This window comes from Pseudoalteromonas sp. S2721 (assembly GCF_005887425.1).
GTDB lineage: Bacteria > Pseudomonadota > Gammaproteobacteria > Enterobacterales > Alteromonadaceae > Pseudoalteromonas > Pseudoalteromonas simplex.
Map to the genome: position 1 here is coordinate 21,295 of NZ_PNCZ01000028.1, position 16,993 is coordinate 38,287.

The 16,993-nt window shown below is 43.6% G+C and carries 12 protein-coding genes; 3 read left to right on the plus strand and 9 right to left on the minus strand.

All coding sequences use genetic code 11. The features are described 5' to 3' along the window. The first annotated feature begins 29 nt into the window (after positions 1-29). Entirely contained in the window at positions 30-707 is a 678-nt protein-coding gene (locus CWC02_RS11665) for a nitroreductase family protein (RefSeq protein ID WP_138618396.1), read from the plus strand. On the opposite strand, the gene CWC02_RS11670 is transcribed toward CWC02_RS11665, so the two are convergent. From CWC02_RS11670 to CWC02_RS11680, 3 genes are read right to left on the minus strand one after another with little or no spacing between them, the layout of a single operon-like run. Beyond that, a complete protein-coding gene (locus CWC02_RS11670; protein ID WP_138618398.1) occupies positions 700-1,761 on the minus strand; it encodes an efflux RND transporter periplasmic adaptor subunit in 1,062 nt (353 codons plus the stop codon). The genes CWC02_RS11665 and CWC02_RS11670 overlap by 8 nt on opposite strands. Continuing rightward, positions 1,751-5,038: an efflux RND transporter permease subunit gene (locus CWC02_RS11675; RefSeq protein WP_138618400.1), complete on the minus strand. Its 3,288-nt coding sequence runs from the start codon at positions 5,036-5,038 to the stop codon at positions 1,751-1,753. Before CWC02_RS11675 ends, CWC02_RS11670 begins: the two co-directional genes overlap by 11 nt. A 3-nt stretch (positions 5,039-5,041) precedes the next feature. Next, on the minus strand, positions 5,042-5,347 hold the full coding sequence (locus CWC02_RS11680) for an ArsR/SmtB family transcription factor (protein WP_054554407.1): 306 nt from the start codon (positions 5,345-5,347) through the stop codon (positions 5,042-5,044). A 145-nt stretch (positions 5,348-5,492) separates the two neighbouring features. Between CWC02_RS11680 and CWC02_RS11685 the strand changes: the two genes are divergently transcribed. After that, positions 5,493-5,837: a rhodanese-like domain-containing protein gene (locus CWC02_RS11685; RefSeq protein ID WP_138618402.1), complete on the plus strand. Its 345-nt coding sequence runs from the start codon at positions 5,493-5,495 to the stop codon at positions 5,835-5,837. Positions 5,838-5,899: 62 nt separating this feature from the next. Then, positions 5,900-7,690, plus strand: a complete 1,791-nt coding sequence (locus CWC02_RS11690; protein WP_138618404.1) for an alkaline phosphatase D family protein — start codon at positions 5,900-5,902, stop codon at positions 7,688-7,690. On the opposite strand, the gene CWC02_RS11695 is transcribed toward CWC02_RS11690, so the two are convergent. The 6 genes from CWC02_RS11695 to CWC02_RS11720 form a co-directional block, all read right to left on the minus strand. Next, positions 7,687-8,229, minus strand: a complete 543-nt coding sequence (locus CWC02_RS11695) for a PH domain-containing protein (protein ID WP_054554410.1) — start codon at positions 8,227-8,229, stop codon at positions 7,687-7,689. The genes CWC02_RS11690 and CWC02_RS11695 overlap by 4 nt on opposite strands. A 98-nt stretch (positions 8,230-8,327) precedes the next feature. Next, the gene (locus CWC02_RS11700) at positions 8,328-12,632 is read right to left on the minus strand and encodes an alpha-1,6-glucosidase domain-containing protein (RefSeq protein ID WP_138618406.1); all 4,305 of its coding nucleotides are present in this window, start codon (positions 12,630-12,632) and stop codon (positions 8,328-8,330) included. Positions 12,633-12,654: 22 nt separating this feature from the next. Next, positions 12,655-15,549: a TonB-dependent receptor gene (locus tag CWC02_RS11705; protein WP_138618408.1), complete on the minus strand. Its 2,895-nt coding sequence runs from the start codon at positions 15,547-15,549 to the stop codon at positions 12,655-12,657. Positions 15,550-15,737: 188 nt separating this feature from the next. After that, positions 15,738-16,355: a LysE family translocator gene (locus CWC02_RS11710; protein WP_054554413.1), complete on the minus strand. Its 618-nt coding sequence runs from the start codon at positions 16,353-16,355 to the stop codon at positions 15,738-15,740. Then, the gene (locus CWC02_RS11715) at positions 16,355-16,534 is read right to left on the minus strand and encodes a DUF4177 domain-containing protein (RefSeq protein ID WP_054554414.1); all 180 of its coding nucleotides are present in this window, start codon (positions 16,532-16,534) and stop codon (positions 16,355-16,357) included. The genes CWC02_RS11710 and CWC02_RS11715 overlap by 1 nt, the downstream gene beginning before the upstream one ends. A gap of 1 nt (position 16,535) precedes the next feature. Further along, positions 16,536-16,940 carry a DUF3224 domain-containing protein gene (locus CWC02_RS11720; RefSeq protein ID WP_054554415.1) on the minus strand — a complete coding sequence of 135 codons (405 nt, stop codon included), beginning with the start codon at positions 16,938-16,940 and terminating at the stop codon, positions 16,536-16,538. Between the last annotated feature and the right edge of the window lie 53 nt (positions 16,941-16,993).

The following is a 16,993-nucleotide window of genomic DNA, read 5'->3' on the forward strand; positions in this document are numbered from 1 at the left end:
AATCATCAACACACAAGAAGCGAAAAGCCATGCAAGAACACAAGAATCAGCCACTCAATGACTTTATTGAGTACCCTCATGACGAGATGCTAAAACGCGCCGAAGAGTTTTTAGCCGTGAGTCAGCGTCGCCACAGTATTCGTAGCTTTAGCGATCGCCCAGTGCCAAAAGAAATAATCGAAACTTGTATTAAAGCGGCTGGCACTGCACCCAGTGGGGCCAATCATCAACCTTGGCACTTTGTAGCAATACACAGCAGCGATGTGAAAAAACAAATTCGAGAAGCCGCTGAAAAACTAGAGCGCTCATTTTATGAAGGTCGCGCAGGTGAAGAATGGTTAGATGCCTTAAAACCACTTGGCACCGATGCCAGTAAGCCCTACCTTGAGCATGCACCTTGGCTAATTGCCGTGTTTAGTCAAAAGAAAGGCGGTATTTCTGCCGATGACAAAAATACCAATTACTATGTTCATGAATCTGTTGGCCTAGCAACCGGTTTTTTAATTCAAGCACTACACAGAGCTGGCCTTGCTACCCTTACGCATACACCAAAACCAATGAGCTTTTTAACCGAAATTTGTGGCCGAGATAAAGATAATGAGCGCCCTTACATGCTGCTAATTGCTGGCTACCCAAGCACAGATGCAACCATCCCTGAGCATGCCTTAGTGAAAAAGTCGCTGGACGAAATAGCGACCTTTATTTAGCTTTAAAATCAACAGCCAGCACATCACCCGGGTTTAAACCTGAAACGATGTGCTGCTTACCATCGAGCATTTCGCCAAGGCGCACATAGCGACGCACTATCTGATTATTTTCAAGTAAATAGACCATACTCAATTGGCCATATTGCTGCACCCAGCTTGACTCAATCAACACCCCTTTTTCAGTGGCGAGTGGTAATTGTAATTGCGCATAAAGACCAGGCATTAACCCAGTTTGGGCATCTGTTTCTAAACGGATTTCCATACTACGCGCAGCACTATCAGCAACGGGCACAATTTCTGTCACTGTGGCAGGCATTGACGTAGATAAAGCAGGTAATTTGACCGTTAAAGTTTGCCCAACATTCAATTTAATTGCTTGTTGTTCTCTGACATTAAATGCTAATTGCAATTGTTGTGGGTTATACAGCGCGAGTAATGGCGTGCCAGGAGTTGCGGTATCGCCAGGCTCTGCAAAACGCTCAACCACAACACCTGAAATCGGCGCTTTAATTTGCGTAAAACTCAGTGCAACTTGCGCTTGTGTTTGCTGCTGTTTAGCAATCGCTAGGTTCGCAGTTAAATTATCGAACCTTGCTTTTGCATCGTCGTATTCGCTAACAGATACCAAGCCTTGCTTGTATAAATCGTTAATACGCTTTAGTTGTTTCTCCGCTTGAGTCAGCGAGGCATTAATTGCATTTATTTGTGCTTCGCTTTGAGCCAGCCCTGCTTCAAAGTCATCTTGCTGCAAGGTAATTAGCACGTCACCTTGTTTTACAGTATCGCCAGCGCGTACATTTAAACGCTCAACTTGTGCCATTACACGAGAAGAGATTTGCGTATTTTGTTTTGCAATCACGGTGCCCGGTACAACTTCATCACGCGCAATATTTGCCAGTGTCACAGTCACTAACTGACCAGTGTAATCATTTGCCGATGGGGTTTTCATGCCTGCAGCTTGCTTATCAGAAAAACTGCCCGCCATGTAAAGTACCGCCACAATAATCACTGATAACGCGATGATTGAACCAATAAGTTTTGATTTACCCTGCATGAGCTTGTTCCTCTTTGGCTGCATCCTTTGCAAACACTAAATAATAAACCAGTGGCACAACAAATAATGAGAACAATGTTGATGCCACAATACCAAAAATAATTGCGATCGCTAGACCGCTAAATACCGGATCTAGGGTGATCACCAAGTTACCTAATAAGGTGGTTCCCGCTGTGAGTAACACAGGGCGCATACGCACGGTGCCTGCGGCGATTAAAGCCTGTTTAATTGCCATACCTTGGCCGCGAGCTTGATTAATAAACTCAACTAAAATAAGTGAGTTACGAACCACAATACCAGCAAGTGCAATCATGCCAATCATGGCTGTTGCAGTGAATAACACCGGCTCTGGAGCACCAGCAATGCTGCGCTCTCCAAATTGATTTAATAGCCAAAAGCCCGGCATGATCCCTATTACGGTTAATGGAATAGCCGACATGATGATCAGTGACAAACTGGCAGAGTGTGTTTGAATGCGTAAGATGATGAAAATTGCTGTTAGCGCAAACGCAAAGGCAACCCCCATATCTCTGAATACATCGATGGTAATTCGCCATTCACCTTCACCACTAAAGGTCACGTCAGTGCCTGCAGGTAATTGCCAAGCTTGGCTACCACCATTGTTGAAAAAGTGCCTACTTTGCCAATCAGTTTGGCTAAATTCGTCAGCGCTGATGCCTAAGTCGGCATTGACGTCAGCAATAATTTCAGCGGGTGTACGGCCATTTAGCTCAGCCATTACATACACAACATTACGCTGATCTTTACGCATAATTGGCTTGGCAACATCTTGATGCTGAAATTCACCTAACTCAGAAAGCGCCACCAGCGGACGTGGTGCACTTTGCAGCCCAAATTCATCACTGGTTTTTGCAAGCTCCCTATCACCACGAACTTGTAATGCCAGCAATTGAGCAAATTGGTTACGATCTTGATAAGGCAGTTGTAACTTTATATCGACAGGGTCTGTTTCGCCGCTAACATATAACACCCCAACATTTTTCCCATGTGAGGCAATGGCTAAGGTCTGGGCAATATCTTGCGTAGACACCGCCGACAATGACGCTTTACTTTTATCGGTAACAAAACGCTGTAAGGGTGCATTGGCAGCAATACTGGTATCAACTTCAACCACATGCGGCTCTTGTTTTAACCTTGCAGCAACAGCAAGGGCTGCTTGATAGTGCGTGTCTGTATCAACAAATGGCTCACTGTAAACTTCAGCCACTAAGGTACTTAAAACAGGCGGACCCGGTGGCACTTCAACCACTTTAATTACAATGCCATCGGTTGCCAGTGGCGCTAATGCTGCTCGCAAGCGCATGACCACGCCATGAGATTGATGATCACGCTCAGTCTTATCGAGCAATAATACTCTGAGCTCAGCAAGGTTCGCTGCTTCACGTCGATAATACCCACGCACCATACCATTAAAGTCCATGCTTGATGGCTGACCAACGTAGGCTGCCGCCTCGCTTACTTCATTTAGTTGCCAAGTGATGGTTTGTACTTGTCGAGTGAAAGCGGCGGTTTGCTCCAGGCTTGTACCTTCTGGCATATCAATTAAAACTTGTAACTCGTTTTTATTATCAAACGGTAATAGCTTTAAAGGCACTGCACGCATTACGGGTAACATGGCACTGGCGACAAACAAGGCTAATGTAGTCCATAAAACGAGTTTGGCGCGGCCTTTAGACTCAAGTAATGGTGATAATATGCGCTCATATAAGCCATGCTGATTGGCATCGAGTTGAACGCTGTCACCGACTGGCGCTTTAAGTAGTTTCATTGCCAACCACGGCGTAACAAAAAATGCCACTATGGTCGAAACCATTACACTAATTGGCACATTGAATGCCATCGGTGCCATGTACGGCCCCATCATGCCAGTAATAAACGCAAGTGGGATAAACGCCACCATAATGGTCAATGTTGACATAAACAGCGCCACACGAATTTCGCTCATGGCATCAACTATGCGTTGTTTTTTATCGCCTTTGTGGGTTAAAAAACGACTTATGTTGTCTATCCCAGTAATTGGATCATCAACCAACAAACCTAAAGAAAGGATTAGTGCAAACAGTGTGACTCGGTTAATTGTATAGCCAAAGGCAAAATCAAGTGTCAGGGTGATGCCGTAGCAAATAGGCACTGCCAAACCAACCACAATCGCTGGTCGCCAACCTAAAAATACGCCAACAAAAATAACCACGGTAAATACCGCAAACACTAAGCTTGAGGTAAGGTTATTTACTTTCTCGTTCGCGGTTTGGCCATAATAACGCAGTACGGTGTAGCCCACTTCATCTGGCAATAGATTAGCCGATAAACTGTCCATCATGCTGTGCACTTCGTTGGCTACAGCGACCGCATTGGTGCCTGCTTGCTTAGCGACACTAATGGTGACTAAAGGAAGTTGTTGTTGGTTATCTGAATGAGCCAGCCATTGATAGCTTTGCGCTTCGCTTGGACCATCACTCACCTCGGCCACATCGCTTAGATAAACACTCTTACCGTTTACCACGTTGACAACAAGACGTTCAATCGCAGATTGAGAGCGTAAAACATCACCCACTTGTAAGGCAATTTGCTGCTTACCCTCAACAACACTGCCCACATTCACTAATTGGTTAGATACGCTAAGCGCATAATACACATCAGTTAGGGTTGTTTGATGGGCAGCAAGAGCACTTGCATCAAGGTTAATTGTTAATTGACGGGTTCTACCAGCAATCACTTTCACTTCGCTGGTGTTTTCGATGCGCTGTAAACTATTAGCGATTTCGTTAGCAAAGCGGGTTAGTTGATAGTCATCGTAAAGTTTTGGATCTTTACTAAATAAGCCCAGCATCACAATGGGCACATCGTTCACTTCAACCGGACGTATTTGCCATGAGCTGATCACTGACGCCATCGTGTGTTGATAGCTATAGAGTTTAGCGTAAGTATCGAGAATAGCTTGCTCACGATCGTGACCGACTTCAAAGCGAAGGGTGACAACAGCAGCATTACTTTGTGTAGTTGAGTAAATATGCTCAACACCCGTTAACTGCGCCAATAACTTCTCCAATGGCTCTGTTACCAGCCTGGCTACTTCTGGCGCTTCAACGTTTGGTGCTGCTACATATATATCAAGCATAGGAACCACAATTTGCGGTTCCTCTTCACGCGGGGTTTGCTTTAATGCCATTAAGCCAAGCAACACCGACATAATAAAAATAATAACAGGAAGGCGGCCGCTCAAGCTGTTTTTAACAGCATTATCGATAGCACTCACTGCTTAATTACCTTTGCAAAATAAGCCATATAGAGTTGCTAGGATCGATACTACATTTTCATCAACCACGCGATAATAGATAGTTTGGCTTTCGCGTCGAGTAGCAACTATCTGAGCTTTTCTCAGCGCCGCTAAGTGTTGCGATAATGCAGACTGCGCCAACGGCACAGCTTCGTTTAATTCGCTCACGCTCATTTCACCATCTTGCAGCGAACATAAGATCATCAAGCGATTTTTATTCGCCAATATCTTTAGCATTTGCTCTGCTTGCTCCACATTGTCGGCCATAGCCGCAAAATCGATGTTCATATTCACACTACTCTATATTCTTAAAATGCCGCTAAAGTATAGATTGATATATTAGAAAAGTCTAATATTAGAGTTTGCTAATATAGTGTTATCTAATATATTAAATACATCACCCTTTTACGAAAACTTGGCATGGAGGATTAGTATGCTGACCCCAATTCCTGACTTAATGAAAATTATTGCCCCCAACCAGCGCCGTATTAGCGCTGACCAAGCAAAACAAGAATTAAGCGAAAACCACGGTTTATTAATAGACGTACGAGAACCTGCTGAGCACGCAACTAAAGCAGCAACAGGTGCAATTAATATCCCGCGTGGTGTACTTGAAATGAAATTAATGGAAATTGAAAAAGATCCTGCAAGGCCCATTTACTTACACTGTGCAAGTAGTGCCCGCGCCACACTAAGTGCCGAAGCACTGACTCGTGTTGGCTACGAAAATGTCACTGTAATCACCTGTAATACAGAACAAATTTGTCAGGTTTTTTAACTTCATAGAACAGTAACACTGGTCGGATAAGCTCGTGCTTTTCTACTTATAGGTACAGAGCAATGACTTTTACGCGCAGACGCTTTTTAAAAGCATCGGCGGCTGGTTTTGGAGCCGCCGTTTTATCTTTTGGTTTAATGGGCTGTAGTCTTAATGACGATGATGACGAAACTACAAAGCAAATCCCTGTCAGCTTTGATCACGGTGTTGCCAGTGGCGACCCGCTCGCTGACAGTCTAATTATTTGGACTCGCATAACACCTCTTGAAAACGTCACGAGTGTTAACGTAGTTTGGCAAGCCTCAACAGATGCTAACTTTACAACCATTAGCCATGATGGCGAAACACAGGTAAGCGATGCAACTGACTTCACCTTAAAAGTTGATCTGCAAGGTCTCGATGCCAACACCACCTATTACTACCGCTTCATAAGTAATGGTAAAACCTCACCCACTGGAGCAGGTAAAACACTTCCAACCGACAACATAGAACAAGTAAAATTTGCCGTTGTCTCTTGCGCTAACTATCCTGCAGGCTACTTCCATGTGTATGGTGAAATCGCAAAACAAACCGATTTAGATGCAGTACTGCACTTAGGTGACTACATCTATGAATACGGTAATACAGGTTATGCCACTGAAGATGCCGCCGAACTTGGCCGTTTATTACCTGATGACAATAACGATGAAATCATTTCTTTAGCGGATTATCGCAAACGTTACGCCCATTATCGTAAAGACGAAAACCTGCAAGCTGCCCATAGTCATTGTGCATTTATTACTGTTTGGGACGACCATGAAATAACTAATGATACATGGCATAGTGGCGCTGAAAATCACAACGACGGCGAAGGTGAATTTAGCGAGCGCAAAATGCATGCGCTACAAGCCTACTTTGAATGGATGCCTATCCGTAATGTTGCCGATAAAGAGCGTATTTATCGACGCTTCGAGTTTGGTAATTTAGTGTCATTGCACATGCTCGATACCCGTGTTTTAGCTCGCGACGAGCAAGTTAATTATGCAGATTTCGACTTAACCAGCAGCCAAGGACAAACTGACTTTGTTGCAGCAATTAGCTCACCTACTCGTGCTCTATTAGGTAACGAGCAACTTACATGGCTGACTGATGGTTTAACGACAGCAACAACACAATGGCAAGTACTTGGGCAACAGGTGCTGATGACCAAAATGCATTTGCCACTCGAGATTTTACAGTTACTAATGCATATCCAAGTGACTCAAGCAAACGGTGCTGATCCCTCGGCATTACTTGCTCAAGCAAACACATTATTTAGTGAGCTTGCGCAAATTAAAGGACGTATATTAGCTGGCGATCCAACGGTTACTAGTGAACAGCGAGCACGCGTAGAAACAACAGCACCTTATAATCTTGATGCATGGGATGGCTATGCTTATGAGCGCGAGCAAATACTAGGAACTGCAATTGCAGCACGAAAGAATTTAGTCGTTTTGGCAGGTGATACGCATAACAGTTGGGCAGGACACTTAGTCACTGATGCAAGCAATCCTGTTTCTGCTAAAGCCGCAGCTGGTGTTGAATTTGCAACATCTTCGGTTTCATCACCAGGTCTTGAGAACTACTTAGCGTTAAATACGCAATCGAGCGAAGCTGTCGCACAAATTGAGCAAGTCATTGCATTATTGGTTAACGACTTAGCCTACAACAACTTAGTTGAACGCGGCTACTTAACCGTCACCTTTACTCAACAGCAAGCGCTTGCCCAGTGGCAGTATGTAAGTAGCGTTAAAACAGCCGATTACACACTGCTTAACGAGCGTCAAAAAGCGCTCAGCGTACAAGCTGGTAACCCTACTTTACAAATGGTTTAACGCTTTTCATCTAATAGCGTAACTAACATTTGCTCAATGTTTTTTACGCTATAAGTAAGTGAACGCAGCAGCTCTAACTGACTATCTTCAGGTTGATGCTCAGCTTTAGTACTGCTGCTTTGAGTCATCTCATCTTTTTGTTTTAAGATTGCCTCGCGAAACGTCTCTGCATCAACCACTCCGAGCAATGATACTAATGCACCTTGCCCTGATTGACCTGCCGTTTCAAAACTCAGTCGATAAAGACCAAATTGACGCATTAAAGGACCTTGGCTTAGTGCTACATCGGTTATTTTTTCAAGTGGGATCGATTTTTCTTCTTTAAAGAAGACACCGCGTTTTACCACTAACTTACGTGTTAACAACGTGGCTGACATCGCCGCTAAAATACGCCCTGCCACCAGCCAGATTATTAACGCAACAATGGGAATGAAAGGGATCCCTACCATACTAATCACACAGGTAAAAATACCCAGTAATAACCAATACTGTTTTACTTTTGGATCAAAACTGGCACTCAATAAACTGGTTTCTGTCATCATAGGCTCCTTGATAGAGAGTTATGACAATATACAAACTTTTCATTAAACACAAAAAAAGCCGAGCAAAGCCCGGCTTAAGGGTACTGCAGGGAAAGCTATTCCACTGCTTCAACCGTCACTGTTAATTTACTCAGATCAGGTCCTTGCACTGTAAAACGATAATCCCCCGCTACAGCAATACTCAAGGTGATATCGCCCCCAACGGCTTCTAATAAGGTCGCTTCACCAATAATAGCGATGGGTGAATCACCACTACCGCCATAATTTATGGTGTTCCAGTCGCTTGAAGCGACTTTGAATCCATATTCTCCCACTTCAAGTGCCAGTGTCGTACTATATAAAGCATCGCCAGTATAAATTAACGGATCCACTGGATCCCAATTATTCATGCTGCCTCGCAAATAGACTTGAGTTTCGCCAAACATTTCTGCATTAAATACGGTCATGAGTGGCTCTTCAAGGTTACTAGCATCAAACACAAACTGATATTGACCATCGCTGGCAATATCCATTGTCATGTTTGCGCCTTTTACTGCGAGTAGTTTTTCAGTACCCACTGTAACCGCTGCGCTACTTTCACCTGAGCCATAATCGACTGTATTCCAATCACTTGAAGCAAACTTAAAGCTATAGCTACCTGCAGTTAATTGTTTAGTGAAAGTATAAACACCTTTGCCTTGGTACATTAACTCATCACTGCTATCCCAACTATTGAAGTCACCGCGCACATAAATTGGGGTGCCAACAAATGGCTCTTCATTATAGATTTTAAGCACTGGGTTATCGGTGTCTGTGGCATCGAATGAGAACACATAAACAGCATCCATTGCCGCCGTAAAGGTCATATTGGCGCCACTGCGTGTTAGCGGCTCATCTTCACCTTCGATCACTTCAGCAACATCGGCAGAAAGCGCACCAAAATCAACGGTAGACCAATCTTCAGAAGCCACTTTAAATTCATAGCTACCTGCTGTTAGAGGAATCGCAATTTTGTACTCGCCATTACCTACATATTCAAAGCTATTTGCCGTCCCCCAGTCATTTAACGAGCCACGAACATAAACTGTTGTGCTACCAAATGGCACAATATCTGGCGCCCCCACAGTCGCATCGGCACTTAAGCCTTCACCTTGTGCATCAGCTTGTGGTTTCACAAACACAGCAACAGTATATGGTGGAACATTAAAGGTACCTTCGCCCTCACCAGCCATAAAGCTTGCCGCTGACATACTTGAGTCAACACTCGCTTTTAAAACAGGATGAAGCTCAAAACCCGCAGCCGTTGATACCGTATGCGATAAGCTTTGCTCAGTGCCGTTCATCACCACGACAATGGCATCGTATTGGCTATCTAGGTCAGTCAACCCAACACCATCATCAATACTCATCACGACTAAGCCTTGTTGTTGACGCTTACCAATATTGTGGAAGCCAACGCGGTCTAGAATGTCTTGCTCTGTGGTTAAACTAAATAATGGGCTGGCACTACGAATTGCTAAGAACTCAGTAAATACATTACTTGCGTACTCAATGTCGCTTGCCATCGCTTGCGCATTCGTATTTGCAGAAATAGGTGCAATTTCGCCCCACTTCGCTTGGTTATCTTGCGCAGGAGGTAGGCCTACATTCCAGTTATTGGTATCCATACTGAAATCAACAAAGTTGAACCAATCACCAGAATCATAGCTGTTACGATCCATTGATTTAGAACGCAGCATATCAGCACCCATTTGCATAAATGGAATACCTTGGCTCATCAGCGGCATAGCTAAAGCCATATTGTGAACACGCACACGCTCTTCAATACTTAAGTTAGTACCATGCTTATATTGCAGCTGATCCCATAGTGTTTCGTTATCATGCTTAGAGACATAGTTAATGCTATCAGCTGGGTCGAGTGCATAAGCTGCTGGCTGACCACCCCAACTAAAGCTGCTACCTTTTGCTGAATTACCTTTAAAGTCTTTAAGAATGTAGTTTTGTAAGTTACCTGCCAGCGATAAACGCAACGTATCTTGCTCAGATAAATTGCCATCTGTGGCATTATTGCTAAAGAATGCACCACCACGAATTGCTTCACGGATACGGTCATTAAAGGTACCTACTTCAGTTCCAGCCATATCCATTTGTTTAGCTTGCACAAATAAACGGTTATCAGCGACTTCATCAAAGTTCCATCCTTCACCGTAAAAGTAAGTATCTGGGTCAACTGCTTGCACTGCATTAAGCGCTGCCATAATTGAGGCTTTTGGCATATGCCCCATCACATCAAAGCGGAAGCTATCGTAACCAAAGTCACGGGCTAAAATCACCATAGAGTCAGTAACAAACTTATCCATCATGACATGTTCTGTTGCAGTATTCTCACAACATGTTGAGCGTTCCATTATGCCTGTTGTTTCGTTATATCTGTGGTAGTAACCTGGTACTAGTTTATCAAACACAGATTTATCCCAAACACCTGATGAGGTAGTGTGGTTATAAACAACATCAAGCACAACACGCAAACCAATTTCCTGTAAAGACTGGATCATCGCACGCGTTTCTTTGACTCGTGCAATACCTTCAGGCGATGAAGCGTAAGAGCCTTCAGGCGCAATAAAATGATGCGGATCATAACCCCAGTTAAAGCTATCAACACCACGCATTGCATTAGCAAGTGCTTGAGCATCATCAGAGCCAGGTAGGTATGACGCCATTAAATCAACTATCAATGAACTCTTATCTTCGGTTTTACATGCATCGGCATCATCGTCAATGCGGCTACATAAATCACCTAAGGTTGCAGTGATATCAACACGCTGACTGGCATCTTCATCTATGGTGCCAATATCTGTCAGTGGCAGTAAATGGAAATGGGTTAAACCATTATCTGCTAGCTTTTTAAGATGTTGCATTGGTGCGCTATCAAGCTCAGTAAACGCTAGATACTTACCACGGTTTGCTTCACTGACGGTTTCATCCCGTACACTAAAATCACGCACATGACCTTCGTAAATGACCGCTTGCTCAGGGTAATCAACCGTTGGCACCATACGCTCATCCCAGCCGGTTGGTTTAGTATCTTCATCATCAAGGTTGATCAGTTGGCTATATAGACCATTGGTTGAAACGTTTAATGAGTAAGGATCTGTGCTCCATAAGCTTTCAATTTGCTTGGTCGCTGGGTGATAAACATCAAACATAAAGCGGTAGTAATGGCGATCGTGACTAATATCGATATTGCTAGACCAAATACCCGTTGTGCTATCCAAGGTCATAGCAAATTGTTCAAGCTCTGTTTTATCAGCATCATACAGCGCTAATTTCATATTGCTTGCAGTCGGTGCCCATACCGACACATCAATGCCATTATTTGCGTAATGCACACCAAGTTGTGCTTCATTAGCGTCACTTTCGCCACTGGTATATAAGTCATCAAGGGCTTTAGCGGTTTGCACATAAGTGGCTTCTGTTAGCTTGCCATCAGCGTCATAGCCTGCCACAACCAGTTGTTGTTTAATAAGCTCTTTTGCAGTGGCGGCATCCCAGTTACCTTGGTACGCATTCCATCCGGCAAGGTGTGGTACTTTAGCGATTTGCTCATCACTTAAAGATGTCGATGTAAGCTCAACCACTTGACCATTTAGCTCTTCGGTGTCTTCATCTATTGCTAAATCTGCATTGTTTGATGAGTGTAATTTAATGATACTAGTCAGTTCATTACTTGGATTATAGACAAAGGTTGAGAGGTCAAGCCAATGTGCTGAGGCACCTGAAAGACTCACTCCTAAACTCAAAATTGGGAATTCAAAAACAGACGGTTCACCATGAAAAGTAAAGTTCATACGTTGGAACTTTTCATCGTCCTGCATCAATGGCATTTTTAAGTCAACATCACCAAACGCTTTGCCGGACCCTTCGGTTCCAATATGCACAATGAAGTTAGCACACTCGTTGTAACCCTCTTTTAGTTTTACAATCCAATACGCGCCGTAGTTAGGGTCAACACCATCGTATTCATGACCATTTGCCCAATCAGTGGCATCAAACGGCGCTGCGTACGCATCACAGTCATCGTTATTCCATGAGTGTAAACGGTATCCTTCATAGATTTTATCTGTGCGGTTATAGAATAAGATGGCTTCGTCGTCTGCAGGGAAAACCACAGGATCAGGCAAAGTGGGATCAGCGCCTACTACGCAGCTCTCATTATTTTCATCTGGTACGGAATTGCCTTTACAACTAATTGGTGGTGGATCTACACACTCAGTCCCCGATTCATTAGGGATTTGCGGTACGCTACAAGTTAATAAAACTTGCCCAGAATCTATATCGTTACTAGCGCCACCACCACATGCAGTTAGCAATACCATGCTATATGCAATCAGTAAGCGGCTAAAATTAGCTATTATTTTCATATTATTATCTCCAGCTTACTGATCAATGGTTATAGGTAAAACCCAGATAAAACTGACGACCAAAGAATTGCGTGGTGCCTGTTTTACTGGTTGTTCCAAAGTAGCTTTGTGTTGGTTCATCGGTTAAGTTATTCACTTGTAATAACATGCCGAATGAATCTGTGAACTGATACGACGTTTGGAAATCGATAACCGTTTCCGCATCAAAGTTCACCACTTGCTCATTGACAGCAACTTGCTCTGAAACGAAATCATCGCGATAACGCACATTCAAACGTGTTTCAAAGTTTTCATAGCTGTAAAAAAGTGTGCCGTTAAAGACATTGTTTGACAGGCCAGGCAAATCTTGCGACACAGAATCACCACCTAAGTCGGTGATAGACTGCACTTCGCTCTCGGTATATGAGTAACTGGCATTAATGCCTAGGCCTTCAAACGGCGAGGGTAAGAAAGAGAAAACTTGCGTATAGGCAAGCTCAATACCACGAATATAACCCCCTTTGGCATTATTAACCGCAGTGGTGTACACACCATTAGTAGTTTCGATTTGCTCACCGCTGACAGGGTCAACAATGTATTCTGGTACGTTAAAACCATTACCCTTAAAGTCAAAGTTCTCTATGGCTACCGTGTCTATGAATGAGTCGATATTCTTATAAAACGCAGCAACAACCAGCGCACCATCGGTGTCTTCAAAGTATTGCTCGTACGAGATATCGTACTGATCCGCATAAAAAGGTTTTAAGAATGGGTTATTAGTACTTGAACCGTTAATTTCGCCGTCATTGTTAACCGATGCACTGGCATCGCCTGCTAAACGGTTAATCGGAGCACGCGCCATCACTTTTGCCGCAGCAAAACGAATTTGTGTCGCGTCACTCACTTTAAAGTTTAGGTTTAATGAAGGCAGGTAATCAGTGTATTTAATGCCTAACACGCTTGGTGCATAAAGGTCGTTAACAATGCCATTGTCATCAACAATATACTGCGCTCCGAGCTGCGGATCACCACCGACGTTTTCAAGCACCGTCGCGGACTGATCGGTATCTACTCGGCGAATACCAATATTACCTGTGATTGGCAGCTTGCCAATTTCAGTATCAATGTTAAGCATAAGGTAAGCGGACACCACTTCTTCATACACTGAACCACTTTGCAACATGGTCCATGAGTAGTTAGTGGTATAGTCTTGTGCATCTGGCTCACCATCACCATCTAAATCAACAACACCATCGGCATTACCCCAGGTTTGTACTGGTTGCGGAATACCATTTGGGAACCATGCGTTAAGTGCTTTATCTAAATCTATCGCTAGATATGATGGGAAATAACTAAACTCACCTTGCCAATCAACTACGGTGGTCATGTCATCGGTAAGGCGAAGCGGTGGTTGAGTCGAAGAAAATGCACCATCGTTACCGTATTCAAATACAGAGCGATTATTGCTGTATTCACGGTCAGAATAACGAGCGCCAAATTCAATGGAGCTAAACCAGTTACTCTCTAACTCATACTTAAAATCGAGTCGAAATGCTTTTACTTCATCTTCATTTTCATACGGGTAAATACCGTATTTACTTACCATAACTCGGTCAATATCGCTAAATGCGTCGGCTTGGTTAAAACCTACATCAGGCAAGTTTAAGCCGTTCAATTGATAGTTAAGTGATACATTAGTATCGAACACTGGGTTCTCAACGGTGGCATCTTCCGCAACCAATGCCCAAAGTAAACCATTACGGAAATTACTCTTAGCACGTGATAGCGACACGTCAGCATTAACGTTTAAACGCTCAGTAACTTGCCAATCCGCATTAATGCCGTAGCTGTCTACTTCATCGAAATCTTGGTTATCATCATTAACAATTTCAACACGGGTAAAGCTATTTGATGTGCGGTTAATCGCACCACCAATCACCGCATTACCGTCAAGCACTGGGTTAGCATACACCGCAGACGGACCACCAAACTTAACTCGGAAACCACGGGCAAATGACTCGCTATCAAAACGCGATAAAAACGCATCACCCTTTAATTTAAAGTTATCGGCTGGCACCCATTCAATTGAGGTTAAATAACCATTACGGGTTTCTTCACCACCTAAGTGCTGAAGCTCAAATCCCTCGCTGATGTATTCATTGGCAGGATTATCTGCAGGGCCATCGGTATCATTTGCCAGTCCATCAACATCTTTGTTTCCGTTATATGCTAAACCGATAAACTGAGTCGCCACACTTGGTTGGAATAAGCGCGCGTAACCCACTGCGACACCTAGCGTATCGTCAAGAAACTTACCTTGGTAAGAAAAGCTAATACGGTCGCCGTACTCGGTTGCATCAAAGACCTCTGAAGCACGGTCGTTATACATACCACGCACATTCGCAGTAAATTTGTGTTGCTGGTCATTATCCAATGGGCTGGCTGTTTGTAGCTCTACCGTACCTGCTACGCCCCCTTCAATGAGGGATGCCTTTGGCGACTTGTAGACCGCCGCTGAACTGATTAACTCAGACGGGTATTGATCAAACTCAATACTGCGACTACCACTAGTAGATACTTGCTCACGACCATTTAATGTCGAAAAAACAAAGCCACCAGATAAACCGCGAATGTTGATTTCGGCAGCTTGGCCTCCGGTACGTACCGCCGAGATCCCCGGTAGACGTGTTAATGCATCAGCCATAGACACATCAGGTAATGCCCCTAAGTCATCAGCTGATAGTTGCTCAGAGACAGTGTCGCTAAAGCGTTTTTGATTTAATGATTGAATTAAGCTGCGACTAAAGCCGCGCACTTCGATTACTTCTAGCTCAGGATCGATTTCCTTTGCTGATGTGCGTTCTTGTTCCGTCGCCGCTATTGCACTATTTGCTGCCACTAAAGCCAGCATAAGCGCACTTAGCTTGAATTTCCCCATTGGATTTCCACCCTGTTGTCGTTGGAGGTGTTGTATTTGTGGTTATTGTTGTTGTCAAAAAACAACCAATAAAGTGTAACCAAAAGGTAAATATTGTGTGATGAATACGTATGCAATAGGAGCTTGCTGGGGAGAGCAGCGATCACAACCCTTTTTCTATTAGTGATGTAATCGCAATATAGAGGGATTTATAAAGTAATAACGACGCGAACAGCTAGAGCAATAAAGATTATCCCTAGCAATTTTTCGAGCCATGGATTTGTCTTGGTGAAACCAAAACGCTTTTTTGATATGTCGGTTAACAGTGCAACAACTAGATACCAGCCCGTATCAAGCACAAATACCGTTAAACACATGATTAAACCAACTTGCAAAGTCAGCTTTTCAGGATCAATAAATTGCGAAAACAGTGCTAAAAAGAACACCGCAAGTTTTGGGTTTAAAAAGGCAATAGCAAAGCCATCTTGCAATGCGCTACGAGGACTCGGCTTAGTCTGCTCAACATTCAATGTTTGCGAGCTAGGTTTAGCTAACAAAATACGAATACCCAAATATGCGAGATAGGCTGCACCGCCATAGACCAGCACTTGATAAAGCGTTGGCAACTGAGTCATCAGCGCACCTAAACCAAGTAACGAGGCACACGCATAAAAGCCAACCCCAATACCATGGCTTAACGCCGCTAACATGCCATTCTTCATACCGCCATGTAAACTGTGCTTTAAAACCACAGCTAAACTCGGCCCCGGCGACATCGCTCCCATCACGCAAATTAAAACTAAACTCAACCACTCAGTTAGTGTCATTATTCGTTATTCTCGATTAGCAATAAAACGGATGTTATCTGACCATAAACCCCTGTTGCTGTAGTGATGGTTTTCACTTGCCAACCAGCTTGACCTAATTCGAACACTCGTTGATTTAATGCATCAATATCGATGCCGCCAAAAAAGCGTTTCTTTTTAAACTCTACAACTTTTTGCATGTTAGTCCGTCAGTTGGTATTCAAAGTCATAATGATGAATACCCGATTCAATTCGAATTGCCATTTTACCAGAAATACCTTCAAGTTCACCTGCGCCTGAGTCTGGTACCACTTCTAAAATCAATCGGTCAGCCCCTTTATCCATGGTGCCAAAATGTTGCAGCACAAAACTGCCTTGCTTACCTTCTAAGCTACCAACAACTTGCTCTATCGCTACATAACCTGCACTGCCCTGAGTTGCAGTCATGGCACTGAGCATTTCGCCTTGGCTTGTTGCTTCTAATGGACCTGAAAACTGTTTATCAATCGACATGCGTCCCAAATTTACGCCATCTTGCCCTGTGGCATAGCCGCCAATTGGGTTTAACTTTACGGTGAATTGACCACTGATCGTTGTAGATTCCATACTAATCCCTTAATAACTGTTGATTTTTAGAGCATTGATAACCATATCTATAC

What these genes read in the sequence shown, in the direction of transcription:
- CWC02_RS11665 (WP_138618396.1), top strand. Translation starts at nt 30, where the DNA reads ATGCAAGAACACAAGAATCAGCCACTCAATGACTTTATTGAGTACCCT.
- CWC02_RS11670 (WP_138618398.1), bottom strand. Translation starts at nt 1,761, where the DNA reads ATGCAGGGTAAATCAAAACTTATTGGTTCAATCATCGCGTTATCAGTG.
- CWC02_RS11680 (WP_054554407.1), bottom strand. Translation starts at nt 5,347, where the DNA reads ATGAACATCGATTTTGCGGCTATGGCCGACAATGTGGAGCAAGCAGAG.
- CWC02_RS11685 (WP_138618402.1), top strand. Translation starts at nt 5,493, where the DNA reads ATGCTGACCCCAATTCCTGACTTAATGAAAATTATTGCCCCCAACCAG.
- CWC02_RS11690 (WP_138618404.1), top strand. Translation starts at nt 5,900, where the DNA reads ATGACTTTTACGCGCAGACGCTTTTTAAAAGCATCGGCGGCTGGTTTT.
- CWC02_RS11695 (WP_054554410.1), bottom strand. Translation starts at nt 8,229, where the DNA reads ATGACAGAAACCAGTTTATTGAGTGCCAGTTTTGATCCAAAAGTAAAA.
- CWC02_RS11700 (WP_138618406.1), bottom strand. Translation starts at nt 12,632, where the DNA reads ATGAAAATAATAGCTAATTTTAGCCGCTTACTGATTGCATATAGCATG.
- CWC02_RS11705 (WP_138618408.1), bottom strand. Translation starts at nt 15,549, where the DNA reads ATGGGGAAATTCAAGCTAAGTGCGCTTATGCTGGCTTTAGTGGCAGCA.
- CWC02_RS11710 (WP_054554413.1), bottom strand. Translation starts at nt 16,355, where the DNA reads ATGACACTAACTGAGTGGTTGAGTTTAGTTTTAATTTGCGTGATGGGA.
- CWC02_RS11715 (WP_054554414.1), bottom strand. Translation starts at nt 16,534, where the DNA reads ATGCAAAAAGTTGTAGAGTTTAAAAAGAAACGCTTTTTTGGCGGCATC.
- CWC02_RS11720 (WP_054554415.1), bottom strand. Translation starts at nt 16,940, where the DNA reads ATGGAATCTACAACGATCAGTGGTCAATTCACCGTAAAGTTAAACCCA.